The sequence below is a fragment of the Rhizobium sp. UFLA01-1127 genome, from assembly GCF_059803845.1.
The window spans coordinates 16,274-27,915 of record NZ_JAUQTZ010000044.1; the positions used below are offsets into that span (position 1 = coordinate 16,274).

Below are 11,642 nucleotides of genomic sequence, written 5' to 3' on the forward strand. Positions count from 1 at the left end.
TTCTTCCAAGGCTGATCATGAGCAACCTCATAGACATTTTCTTGCCGGACATCGGCGACTACAAGGACGTTCCCGTCACTGAAATTCTCGTAAAGCCCGGCGACAGCATCTCCCGCGATGATCCGCTGCTCAGCGTCGAGTCCGACAAAGCAACGATGGAGGTTCCGGCGACCGACGCCGGCACGGTGCATGAGTTGAAGGTCGAAGTCGGCAGCAGGGTGTCGAAGGGCTCGCTGCTCATGGTGCTGGAGCTGTCGGCCAATCCCGCCCCGGAGCTGGAAATACGCAAGGCGGATAGCGACACACCCGCTCGACAGGCGTCGATAGCAGGTAATCCTGCACCGTCAGCGACCGAACCGGTTCCGGCCACAGAAAAAGCCGCGCCGGCTGGATCTGTCCCCGGCGGCGCACACGCAACCCCCTCGGTGCGCGCCTTGGCGCGAGAACTCGGGGTGGATCTCGGCAAGGTCAAGGCCACCGGGATCAAGGGCCGTGTCCTGCATGAAGACGTCACCGCGCATGTGAAGAAAGCACTGGAAGCGCCAGCAACGGCAAACGGGATGGGCATCAGAGCGGATCTGCCACCTTGGCCGTCCGTCGATTTCGAAAAGTTCGGCCCCGTGACCCGCGAGCCCTTGTCGCGCATTCAAAAGATCTCTAGCGGCAACCTTACACGCAATTGGCTGACGATCCCGCATGTCACCAATTTCGACAAGGCTGACGTGACCGAGATCGAGACGTTTCGTCAGACGATCAACTCAGAATCGCGTTCATCCGATTTCAAGCTCACTATGGTCGCGTTTCTCATCAAGGCGTCCGCTCGCGCACTGAAGGCATTCCCCCGTTTCAACGCTTCGCTGGTTGGCGATGAACTTGTTCTGAAGAACTATGTCCATATCGGTTTTGCAGCCGACACGCCAAGGGGTCTCATGGTCCCGGTCATTCGTGACTGTGATACAAAGGGTCTTCGAGACATTGCGACGGAAATGCGTGCACTCGCGGACAAGGCGCGTACAGGAACGCTTGCGGGTGCAGACATGCAAGGTGGGTGCTTCTCGGTCTCTTCGCTTGGAGGCGTTGGCGGTTCTGGGTTCACTCCCATCATCAACGCGCCGGAAGTGGCGATCCTGGGAGCCGGTCGTTCGGCCACAGAGGCGGTCTGGGACGGGACTGATTTCCGGCCACGTCTGATCCTCCCTATCAGCCTGTCCTGGGACCATCGCGTGGTAGATGGCGTCGCAGCCGCAAATTTCCTCGGGCATATCGCCGCAACCCTTGCCGACTTCCGTCGCGCAGCGCTCTGAGGACAAGACATGACCGATATACGCCTTCCGGACATTGGGGACTTTACAGATGTTCCGGTCATCGAGGTGCTGATCAAACCGGGAGATGACGTCCTTCTCGACCAGCCAATTCTGACGCTTGAATCCGACAAGGCGACACTGGAGGTGCCATCGCCGCAGGCTGGGCGTATCGAAACGGTTGCCGTCGCAGTCGGTGATCGCGTTTCGATGGGTTCGCTGATCGGAACGATCTTGCCTGCGCCAGGAGCCGCGCCGGAGACCGTGCCACAAGCTGCGGCAGAGCTCCAGCGGTCCCAAGTAACGAAAGAAGCGACGGTCGCCCAAGCGATGCCGGTGGGAAAGGATGCGGCGGAGGTTGACTTCGACGTGGCGGTCATCGGCGGCGGCCCCGGAGGTTATTCAGCTGCGTTCCGCGCGGCCGATCTCGGGCTTCGCGTGGTCTTGATCGAAAAGGATCAGACCCTGGGTGGCGTCTGCCTCAATGTGGGGTGCATTCCCTCTAAGGCGTTGCTGCACGTCGCGGCGCTCAAGCTCGAAATGGAGGGACTCGCGGAACACGGGCTAGCCTTCTCCAAACCGGCGATCGGTCTCGGCAGGCTTCGGTCCTTCAAGAATGCGACAGTGTCACGTCTCACAACGGGGCTCGCGCAAATGGCAAGCAAGCGCAGCGTCGAAGTCGTCCGGGGAACGGCGACATTCGCCTCGTCCCGTAGTCTCACCGTCGATGGCAGGGGTTTGATTAGTTTCGCCCATTGCATCATCGCGGCGGGCTCCTCGCCGGTGCGGCTGCCGTTCCTGCCTGAAGACCCTCGTATCATCGATTCTACAGGTGCGCTGGAGTTGCCGCTCATTCCAAAGCGCATGCTGGTGATCGGCGGTGGGATTATCGGCCTCGAAATGGCGACGGTGTACAGCGCGCTGGGGGCAACGGTCGACGTCGTCGAGCGCCTCGATGGGCTCCTCGCGGGGATCGACCGCGATGCCGTTGCGATCTGGCGGAAGGAAAACGCCAAGCGTCTCGGCGATATTTTCCTTGGCGCAAGTGTCGAGAAGGCGACCGCCGGGCCAGAGGGAATAACGGTTTCGATCGGCAGCTCGCCACCGGTGGAGCGGACATACGACCTCGTTCTTCAGTCTGCCGGCCGCAGACCCAACGGCGCATCTCTCGGGCTCGGGGCGGCCGGCATTGCAGTGGACTCGCGCGGCTTCATCACAGTCGACAATCAGATGCGTACGCGTGCGAAAAACATCTTCGCTATCGGTGACATTGCCGGCGACCCCATGCTGGCGCATAAAGCCGTTCATGAAGGTCACGTTGCCGCCGAAGTTGCAGTCGGCATGAAAAGTCACTTCGATGCCAAAGTCATCCCGAGCGTCGCCTATACCAATCCGGAGATTGCCTGGGTCGGCGTCACTGAGGATGCAGCCAAGATCTCGGGCCGAAACGTGAAGACAGCAAAGTTTCCGTGGGCCGCGTCTGGGCGTGCGATTGCCAACGGCGCGGCGTATGGAATGACGAAGCTGATCTTCGATCCTGATACGCATCGTCTTGTCGGGGGTGTGATTGTTGGGCCCAATGCTGGCGATATGATCGGTGAAATCTGTCTCGCGATCGAGATGGGAGCGGATGCCGTCGATATCGGCAAAACAATTCACCCGCACCCCACCCTTGGCGAGACGATCGGCATGGCTGCTGAGCTCTTTGAGGGCGTTTGCACAGATCTTCCGCCCAGCGGACGTTCGTCAGGACGGGTGGGCACCAGTTGAGCGCTCCCCTGCTGAAAACGTGAGACAATAAAAACTGATGCATGTATCAGTATTGTGATTTATCACATTTATATGCATAATTGCGTTGAGGAGGAGCTTGATCGCCACTGGTGATCCGGCAGATACAGGGAGGCAAAGGCAACCACCATGAATTTTGTATTTGAGCACCAGCCGATACCAAGCGTTGCGGTAGAAGGCGAGTCCGACCGTTTTCCAGTTCGCCGCATCTTTTGTGTGGGCCGAAACTATGAAGCTCATGCGCGCGAAATGGGGAAGGATCCTTCGCGCGATCCCCCGTTCTTCTTTACAAAGCCTGCCGATGCCGTTGTGGACGATGGTATAGTGGTGTCCTATCCACCCCTCACGCAGAACTTCCATCATGAGGCGGAGCTAGTGGTGGCGATCGGTCGTCCCGGTTTCAACGTGACAGAAGACGATGCTTGGGGGCTCATCTGGGGCTATGCGGTTGGCAACGACTTAACTCGGCGCGACCTGCAACTCGACGCGCGTGACAAGGGAAGACCTTGGGACTGGGGGAAGGCTTTCGACAACTCGGCGGTATGCGGACCAATCCGCAGGGCGCACGAGACCGGACGACTGGAAAAGGGTGCGATCCGGCTTTCAGTAAACGGGACGGTCAGGCAAGAGGCAGACCTGTCCGACCTCATCTGGTCCGTACCCGAAATCGTGTCGATTTTGTCCAGCGCTGTGCAATTGCTTCCAGGAGATCTTGTCTATACGGGGACGCCCGCAGGCGTCGGCGCCCTGATTCCCGGAGATGTCTGCATAGTTGAGATCGAAGGCCTCCGTTCCATTACAACACCCATTGGTGCGGCGCTGTCATGACCGCCTTCATCCTTCATAACTATTTCCGTTCGTCCACATCGATTAGGGTCCGCGCTGTTCTCAACTGGAAGGGTCTGCCATTCGAATACGTACCTCACCATTTGCGCAGAGGTGAGCATCGCGAGGCATCCTACCTCGCGATAAACCCCCAAGGTCTGGTTCCCTCGCTTGTGTTGGAGGATGGCACCACCCTCACACAATCGCTTTCCATCATCGAATATCTGGAAAGAGAGTATCCCGACCCACCATTGTTGCCGAAAACCTCAATCGACCGGGCGCGCGTGCGCGCAATCGCCTACGCGATCGCCTGTGAGGTTCACCCGCTGAACAATCTTCGCGTTCTCGAATATCTGCGATCCGCCTTTGGCGCCGATGAACACGCCATCGCCCTGTGGTTCAGACACTGGGTTAATGAAACATTCAAGCCTCTTGAAAAAATGTTGGCCGAAGATGCCAAGACAGGCCGCTTTTGCCATGGAGACGCGCCGAGTATCGCGGATGTCTGCCTCTACGCCCAGGTGATCAACAACCAGCGCTTCAATGTGGATATGTCTGGTTATCCAACGATCAGCCGGATCTTTGAAGCTTGCAAAACGCTGCCGGCCTTCGAACAGGCGGCTCCCGACAAGCAGCCGGACGCGGAGTGAGGGTCAATCGAACCGCAAGGAGGAGAACATGAACGACGCAAAGCACAACGCAATGACGGCCGGCGATACCCCGGAACTTCGTCAGCTCTACGCCGATTTCGAGTCCGAACATCTGATGCCGCTGTGGACGCAGATCGATGACATCATGCCACTCGTCCCCAGACCGAAGGCGGTGCCGCATATCTGGAGGTGGTCCCGGCTGTTTCCGCTTGCCGAACGCTCCGGCGAGCTTGTCCCGGTCGGCCGTGGCGGCGAGCGGCGCGCGATCGGTCTAGCCAATCCCGGGCTTGCCGGTAAGGCTTACGTAACCCCGACGCTTTGGGCCGCCATTCAATATCTTGGGCCGCGCGAGACGGCGCCGGAACATCGCCATGCCCAGAATGCATTTCGTTTCGTCGTCGAAGGCGAAGGCGTGTGGACGGTCGTCAACGGCGATCCCGTGCGCATGAGCCGCGGCGACCTCCTTTTGACGCCCGGCTGGCATTTCCACGGGCATCATAACGACACCGACCATCCGATGGCATGGATCGACGGTCTGGACATTCCGTTCTCCTATCAGAACGACGTGGGTTTCTTCGAATTCGGTGCCGATCGAGTCACAGATTATGCGACGCCCCGTTTTTCCCGCGGCGAGCGTCTCTGGGCCTATCCGGGTCTGCGTCCCCTGTCGGAGCTCAAGGACACCGTCAGCTCGCCACTGGCGGCCTACCGCTGGGAGCATACGGATCGCGCGCTGATCGAGCAGCTTTTGCTGGAAGACGAGGGGCAGCCGGCCACCGTCGAGCAGGGGCACGCCGCAATCCGCTATGTCAATCCGACCACGGGCGGCGACGTCATGCCAACCATCCGTTGCGAATTTCACCGGCTGCGGGCCGGCACGGTGACACCGTCGCGGCGAGAGGTCGGTTCGAGCGTGTTCCAGGTTTTCGAAGGCAGCGGCTCGGTTGTTCTCAACCAGACCGAGACGAGGCTAGACAAGGGCGATCTCTTCGTCGTCCCGTCGTGGGTGGCATGGTCGCTCAAGGCCGAAACCCAGTTCGACCTGTTCCGCTTTTCGGACGCGCCGGTGATCGAGCGGCTCGGCTTCTCCCGAACGCTGGTGGAACCGGCTGCAGGCTAGCCGCAAGACCCTAGGTCGGGAGATCCCGCATGACTAACGAGGAAGAGGAAGCCGCCAAGGCCTGGTTGCGTGAAAGACGGGGGCAGGGCGCGCGATACGACTCCCCGGCCGCGCCGGCGCGCGACCTGTTGTCCGCCCGGCGCGGGACGGCATATTTCGCCCGCAAGCTTAACGAGTTGTCGGAAGCGGATTTCGACGCGCCTTCGCGTGTCGCCGGCTGGAGCCGGCGCCATGTGATTGCCCATGTAAGTTATCACGCACGGGGACTGGCCCGTCTCGCCGCGGCGGCACGCAACGGCTGGCCGGAAGAAGTCCTGGAGGAGCCCGAGAACATCCTGGAGGACGTCGAATTCGGCGCGACACTGCCGGTGCATGCCCTGCGTCATCTGTTTTGGCATTCGCAAGTGCATCTGAACGTGGAATGGCGCGATCTGACCGATGTCGCATGGAAAGCTGAGGTCAGGTCCGTGGAGGGCGTCCCGGTGCCGATCGAAAGAACTCCGGTGATGCGGGCACGCCAGATCTGGCTGCGCGCAATCGACCTCAACAACGGGGGAAGCATTCTTGATCTTCCACCTGAGTTTCGGGTGGAAGAACAGCGATACGAACGGTAATCGTCCCCGTCAGATTTCGAACGATCGCACATAGCATGTCTTCGCCCACCTATGCCTCGCGGCTGCGCTGGTGCTCCAGGAAACAGCCAGGGGTTCAAAAGCAGGAACCGAATGCTGCCGGTTTCGAAACCACAACTGTCCTTCGATATCGGGCGGAAGTAGGGGTGGCCAGAGCGAGAACGGGGTTGAACAAGGTGGATACTGCTGATGAACAGATTGAATGAAATAAAGAGCAATCAGGCCCGCTTGGCTGGCGCTCTGTCTGGAAGCTATGATTACATCGTGTGCGGTGCAGGAAGCGCTGCTTGCGCGCTTGTCGGACGAGTGGCTGCCGATACAAGCAAGAGCATACTATTGATTGAAGCGGGTGGTTGGAATGATGTCCCGTCCGTCCTTGACCCTACGATTTGGTACACCAATTTCGGGTCGGAGCGGGCCTGGAATGACGTTACTCCGCCTTCGCCCGCGATTAACGGTCGATCGATTCTCCAACAGACAGGCAGGGTGCTGGGCGGTGGCAGCAGCACCAACGTCGCTTGCTGGGTGCGCCCTTTCAAAAGTGATTACGACTTCTGGGCATCCGAGACCCGAGACGAGAAATGGGGTTATGAGCACGCACTTGCCATTTATCGGCGTATCGAAAACTGGCGGGGCACGCCTAACGCACGATATCGTGGAACAAATGGTCCCGTTTGGGTACAGCCGGTGCAGGATCCCTCGCCGGTAGGGCCAGCGATGCTGGAGGCCTGCCGCGCGCTGGGGTCGCCGGTATTGGGGGACATTAACGGCGTCCGCGAGGAAACCGGCGAAGGTTTCGGACTTTACAATCATATCATCCGAGATGGCCGGCGCCAGGATATGGCGGTTTCATATCTATATCCGGTGCTTGGAAATGACAACGTTACGCTTTTGCTCAATACGGAAGTTAATCGCGTAGTCATTCAGGGCAAAAGAGCGATCGGAGTAGAGATCACATATGAAGGACAGCAGAGGATAATCGCGGCTGACCGGGAGGTTATCGTCTGCGGTGGCGGAATATGCACGCCGCGTCTCCTGATGCTGAGTGGCGTCGGCCACGAAGATGAGTTGAGGGCGGTCGGTGTCGACCCCGTAGTTCACAACCCTCAGGTCGGAAGAAATTTGCAAGATCACATCCTCCATGGCGGGTGCATCTGGGAGGCACCCGTCCCCATTGAGACGCAGCACAGCGGTCCCGAGGCCATGGGTTTCCTCAAAAGTGACCCAAGTCTCGACCGCCCTGACATCTGCGTGTCCCAGCTTGTGCGTCCTTTCACAAGCGACGTAATTCGCGAACGATATAACCCACCGCCAACGAGTTGGACCATCTGTCCGACAGTGGTCACGCCGAAGAGCCGTGGTCAGGTTCGCCTAAAATCGAATAATCCTAAGGACACACCGATCGTCGAGCCGAACTACTTAAGCGACCCGGCGGACGTCACTGCACTGATACGCAGCATTGCGCTTTGTCGGGAAATCGGAAACTCCAACGCGATGCGCCATTTGGCGGTGCGCGAGGTCGTTCCTGGTAAGAAATTGACTGGTGGCGACTTGACGAACTTCGCACGCGACGGTGCATCGACCTTCTATCATGCCTGTGGCACATGTCGAATGGGGGCTGATTCCAGCGCTGTCGTCGATGCTGAGCTTCGTGTCAACGGTGTCGAACGGCTTCGTGTGGCGGATAGTTCTATCATGCCACGGATCCCGGCTACTGCTCTAATGGCAGCGTCTGTCCATATCGGGGAACGTATGGCAGACATTCTGCTAGGCTTGCCATAGGTGGCCTGTCCGACTTCTGAATCGCCCATCGATAGGATTGCCTGGATCGCGGGATGGCGCGCCCGTCGGACTGGCAAACCGAAGCTTCAATAAACAACGACAACAAGCCGGGCTCCCGCCAGCATGGGATAGGTGCTACGCGATAGCTCGGTGCAATCGCTTCTCAAAATTGCCTCCAGCTTCCTCGCTGGCACAAAGATTCCCGATCCCGCGGGAGGCTTTGTCTTATGGCTCAAATTACCGCTTCGCTTTAACAGCGAGAAGCTTTTCGAAATCGTATTGAAAAAAGGGGCCGCTTCGCATCCGGAACAATATTTTCTGCAAAAGACATATACAGGAATTGCCTGAGAATCAGCTGCGGCCATCCTCTGGATGGCACGACTCCGACCGGCACGCCCGGCGCCTTTATCTCATCGTGCGTTGCCGCCAAACGATTATCATCAATTGCTTGTTGATTCCATTTCACCCGCGCCATTCGCTTGTAGTAGTTTGAACATGCGCTCAACGGCGACGGCCGCTTCTTCAGGGTTGTAGTCTGGCTGTCCGAGAACGAAGCCGTGGCCAGCGTTGTAAAGGTATGTCCGGACTTCAGGGCGTTTGGCGATCAGTTGCTCCACACCGTCCAAGGGAATATGCTTGTCCTCTCGACCAAAATGGCATTCCGTAGGAACAAGCACAGGCCTATCGGTGAAAGTGGGAATCATGCCGCCGTAAAAACAACAGGCGGCTGCAACTGAAGCGTCCGTCTGAGCGATGCGGAAGGCCAATGATCCCCCATAGCAGAAGCCAGTCACAAATACTGGCCCGTTGCCCTTCAATGTTTCCACCAAGTAGACCGCATCAGCAAGCGAATCGTCAAACGGCTGCCCTTTGAGAGCGACTTCGAACGCCTCGTCGAGACGCGCAATATCGCCGAGATAACCAGGGCTAGTGCGGTCGAATATCGCGGGAGCGAATACTTCATAGCCTTGTCTTGCGATATGGTCACAAAATTGCTTGATCCGGTCAGTGATCCCGAAAATTTCATGGAAGACCGCAACCACCCCCTTGTGAAGGCCTTCCGGAGTTGCGTGATAAACACGCAGTTCGGTGCCGTCCTTCATCGCTACCTGCGTCATCTCACCCATGTGTGGTCCTCCTCTTCCTTGCCGAACCATAAGCTCCGGCTTTCAATAGCACCTCAGACCATGCCGGGCATGCCGTTCTTTGTGCCGCGTGCCCGTGGGCTTCACACCGATGGCAAACCGATTCTCCGTCCCGATCACTTCGATCGCCACGTAAGTCTCGAATAGGTACATGGTGTGAACTGGCATCCATCAGAAGGCACCTACAGCAGTGACCCGTGAGGCTAGACTCGCGCCGTACGCCCCTCATGGAAGTACCGTCTGAGACAAACATGTTGGCGCCAGCCAACCCAAAAAATGTATGAAAAAAGATTAGCATCCTGCATGCAAAACACGCAACAACAAAATATTGTCTATTATAAATCTAATACGCATATCATTTTTATTTCGTGAGTTTTCCCTGCTGGCCTGACGCCTGCACGTGCCGTTGTGCCGTACTATGCGTGGGGGCGTTCCTACGTCCTTGGGAAACCCTATCGCAGTGTTGATTCTGCATAAAACCGAATTCTACATAGCCACAAATCGAAATGGCCAATTCTCTACCATTGCATGCTGAAGTGAGGCCTTGACAATCAAGAGTATTTAGGCTCAACGAATTTGACAGAATACAAAAACGGACATATATCAAATTTATCTTACCACAAGTTGCCAAGGAGGAGAAACAATGGCTAGACGGCTCGAAGGCAGGATTGCTGTAGTGTCTGGTGGCGGTGCGGGTATAGGCAAGGGCATCGCGCATGTTCTGGCAAAGGAGGGCGCGGACATCGCCATTGCCGAGATCGGTTCATTTGACGAAATCAAGGAACTGGTTGAGGCGGAAGGCCGCCGCTTCTTCGGCGCGCACGTGGACGTTTCGGACGAGGCGCAGGTCAACGCTTTCGCCGGGAAGGTACGTGAAACCCTCGGGCCTGTCGACATAATCATGAACAACGCCGCCATCGCCAGCCACGGCACGATTGAGGAAACCTCCTTCGAGTTCTGGCAGCGCCTGTTTTCGATCAATGTGCACGGCAACTTCCTGTTCACTCGCGCTTTTGTCGAGGATGTAAAGCGTTCGCCCGCCGGGCGAATCATCTGCATGGCCTCCACCGCGCCGCTCGAGAACAAGCTCGATAAATTTGTGACTTACGTGACCTCCAAATCGGCCATTAACGGATTCATCAGTGCCCTCGCGTGCGATCTCGGTGAATATGGCGTGACAGTGAACGGCGTCGCGCCCAGCGTCATCCGCACGCCAACCACAGAAAAGCATCTTACCGAGGAATGGTTTGCGATGCACATCGACAAGCAGAACATCAAGCGGCAGCAGACCCCCGAAGACATCGGCAACATGGTCGCCTATCTTGCGTCCGATGCCGCATCGTTCATCACCGGCCAGGTCATGATCGTCGACGGCGGTCTTACACGCCGCTGACGCGTCCGGAGGCGAGCGCCTGCCCCTTCTTGCGCGCGGGTGGAGCGCAGGTTCGACGGGTGGAGTGACCATCTGTCGTGAGGATTTCAGCCGACGTGACCGCGCCGCAAATACAGAAATCGAGAGTGGACTGCATACCAATATGCCGATGATCTCCGGGCTCCGCGGCAGTTCGATGGTCAACGTCCTTACGCGCGTCAACGCGCCCACCGAGAGTGCAGGGTGCAAGCGGAAAAAAAATGAGAGGAAGGACAGTATGTTAGCAAGAATGAGTCCTGGGAAGCGAAGCATCGCGTTTTCCCTGCTGTCAGTGGCCTCATTCGCAACGGCGTTCGAAGTATACGGCGAGAATCGACAGAATCCAGGAACCGAAATTGCCCAAGCCAGCGCGCAGCGTAAAGACGAAAAAAAAGGATCGATAAATAGGGCCTCGACACCGAAGGAAATCGCCGACCTGTTTATCGCATACGCTAACGCAGGGCATGTGGAAGGCATCCTCTCCCTCTTTGAGGACGAGGCCGTGGTTGCCGCAGTGGGCGACCATCCGACTGTCCAGGGGAAGGAAGCAATCAGGGCCAATTTTAGCCGGCTTTTGTCAACCAAACCGCAATTCGTGGGCGTCGTCCAGAGGCCTGCGATCGTGAATGGGGATATCGCTCTGACCTCGGCGCGCTTGCCGAATGGATTTGTCACCACGGAAGTGGCCAGGAAGCAGGCTGATGGAAGTTGGCTCTGGATTATCGATCAGCCGATGGCCGCTGTCGTTCCCGCCAAGTAGAGCGAGACATTGGCGGTTGTGAACACATTGCAGCCCGGTGAGGAAGCTACATTCCGCGCATGCTCGGCGGCTTGCAAGGGCTGAACCGATGAGCCAGTCGCGACTAAGAGCGTCATCGCGACAGCCTTCTCAGGGCAGAGATCTGTTGGCGGTTGACCGACCCGCCAACGCCGCTTCGACACGCGTCCGGCGGCACACTGCTCGCCTCGACCACGGACAAGGGGCGCG

At 58.0% G+C, this 11,642-nt stretch carries 11 protein-coding genes; 10 read left to right on the top strand and 1 reads right to left on the bottom strand.

Going from position 1 to position 11,642, the window contains the following annotated elements; genetic code table 11:
- Positions 1 to 17 precede the first annotated feature (17 nt).
- The 8 genes from Q4Q11_RS13470 (at position 18) to Q4Q11_RS13505 (ending at position 8,446) form a co-directional block, all read left to right on the top strand.
- On the top strand, positions 18 to 1,304 hold the full coding sequence (locus tag Q4Q11_RS13470; protein WP_498569780.1) for a 2-oxo acid dehydrogenase subunit E2: 1,287 nt from the start codon (positions 18 to 20) through the stop codon (positions 1,302 to 1,304).
- A gap of 9 nt (positions 1,305 to 1,313) precedes the next feature.
- Positions 1,314 to 3,071, top strand: a complete 1,758-nt coding sequence (lpdA, locus tag Q4Q11_RS13475) for a dihydrolipoyl dehydrogenase (RefSeq protein ID WP_498569781.1) — start codon at positions 1,314 to 1,316, stop codon at positions 3,069 to 3,071.
- Positions 3,072 to 3,218: 147 nt separating this feature from the next.
- Entirely contained in the window at positions 3,219 to 3,917 is a 699-nt protein-coding gene (locus Q4Q11_RS13480) for a fumarylacetoacetate hydrolase family protein (protein WP_498569782.1), read from the top strand.
- Complete coding sequence (gene maiA, locus Q4Q11_RS13485) at positions 3,914 to 4,564, top strand: maleylacetoacetate isomerase (RefSeq protein WP_498569783.1); 651 nt, start codon at positions 3,914 to 3,916, stop codon at positions 4,562 to 4,564. Before Q4Q11_RS13480 ends, maiA begins: the two co-directional genes overlap by 4 nt.
- 28 nt (positions 4,565 to 4,592) lie before the next feature.
- Positions 4,593 to 5,684 (top strand): cupin domain-containing protein, encoded by a 1,092-nt coding sequence (locus Q4Q11_RS13490; RefSeq protein ID WP_498569784.1) that lies wholly within the window; start codon positions 4,593 to 4,595, stop codon positions 5,682 to 5,684.
- A 29-nt stretch (positions 5,685 to 5,713) separates the two neighbouring features.
- Entirely contained in the window at positions 5,714 to 6,298 is a 585-nt protein-coding gene (locus Q4Q11_RS13495) for a maleylpyruvate isomerase N-terminal domain-containing protein (RefSeq protein ID WP_498569785.1), read from the top strand.
- Between the two features lie 207 nt (positions 6,299 to 6,505).
- Positions 6,506 to 8,098, top strand: coding sequence for a GMC family oxidoreductase (locus Q4Q11_RS13500; RefSeq protein ID WP_498569786.1), 1,593 nt, complete (start codon positions 6,506 to 6,508; stop codon positions 8,096 to 8,098).
- 150 nt (positions 8,099 to 8,248) lie between these two features.
- Complete coding sequence (locus Q4Q11_RS13505) at positions 8,249 to 8,446, top strand: hypothetical protein (RefSeq protein WP_498569787.1); 198 nt, start codon at positions 8,249 to 8,251, stop codon at positions 8,444 to 8,446.
- Positions 8,447 to 8,538: 92 nt separating this feature from the next.
- On the opposite strand, the gene Q4Q11_RS13510 is transcribed toward Q4Q11_RS13505, so the two are convergent.
- Positions 8,539 to 9,225 carry a dienelactone hydrolase family protein gene (locus Q4Q11_RS13510; protein WP_498569788.1) on the bottom strand — a complete coding sequence of 229 codons (687 nt, stop codon included), beginning with the start codon at positions 9,223 to 9,225 and terminating at the stop codon, positions 8,539 to 8,541.
- 661 nt (positions 9,226 to 9,886) lie between these two features.
- On the opposite strand from Q4Q11_RS13510, the gene Q4Q11_RS13515 reads away from it, so the two are divergent.
- Together Q4Q11_RS13515 and Q4Q11_RS13520 are read left to right on the top strand one after the other, a co-directional pair.
- Positions 9,887 to 10,636: an SDR family NAD(P)-dependent oxidoreductase gene (locus Q4Q11_RS13515; RefSeq protein WP_498569789.1), complete on the top strand. Its 750-nt coding sequence runs from the start codon at positions 9,887 to 9,889 to the stop codon at positions 10,634 to 10,636.
- A 64-nt stretch (positions 10,637 to 10,700) separates the two neighbouring features.
- Positions 10,701 to 11,414 (top strand): YybH family protein, encoded by a 714-nt coding sequence (locus tag Q4Q11_RS13520; protein WP_498569790.1) that lies wholly within the window; start codon positions 10,701 to 10,703, stop codon positions 11,412 to 11,414.
- The last annotated feature ends 228 nt before the right edge of the window (positions 11,415 to 11,642 follow it).

Coding starts and splice junctions, on each gene's coding strand:
- Q4Q11_RS13470 (WP_498569780.1), top strand. CDS start 18: ATGAGCAACCTCATAGACATTTTCTTGCCGGACATCGGCGACTACAAG.
- lpdA (WP_498569781.1), top strand. CDS start 1,314: ATGACCGATATACGCCTTCCGGACATTGGGGACTTTACAGATGTTCCG.
- Q4Q11_RS13480 (WP_498569782.1), top strand. CDS start 3,219: ATGAATTTTGTATTTGAGCACCAGCCGATACCAAGCGTTGCGGTAGAA.
- maiA (WP_498569783.1), top strand. CDS start 3,914: ATGACCGCCTTCATCCTTCATAACTATTTCCGTTCGTCCACATCGATT.
- Q4Q11_RS13490 (WP_498569784.1), top strand. CDS start 4,593: ATGAACGACGCAAAGCACAACGCAATGACGGCCGGCGATACCCCGGAA.
- Q4Q11_RS13495 (WP_498569785.1), top strand. CDS start 5,714: ATGACTAACGAGGAAGAGGAAGCCGCCAAGGCCTGGTTGCGTGAAAGA.
- Q4Q11_RS13500 (WP_498569786.1), top strand. CDS start 6,506: ATGAACAGATTGAATGAAATAAAGAGCAATCAGGCCCGCTTGGCTGGC.
- Q4Q11_RS13510 (WP_498569788.1), bottom strand. CDS start 9,225: ATGGGTGAGATGACGCAGGTAGCGATGAAGGACGGCACCGAACTGCGT.
- Q4Q11_RS13515 (WP_498569789.1), top strand. CDS start 9,887: ATGGCTAGACGGCTCGAAGGCAGGATTGCTGTAGTGTCTGGTGGCGGT.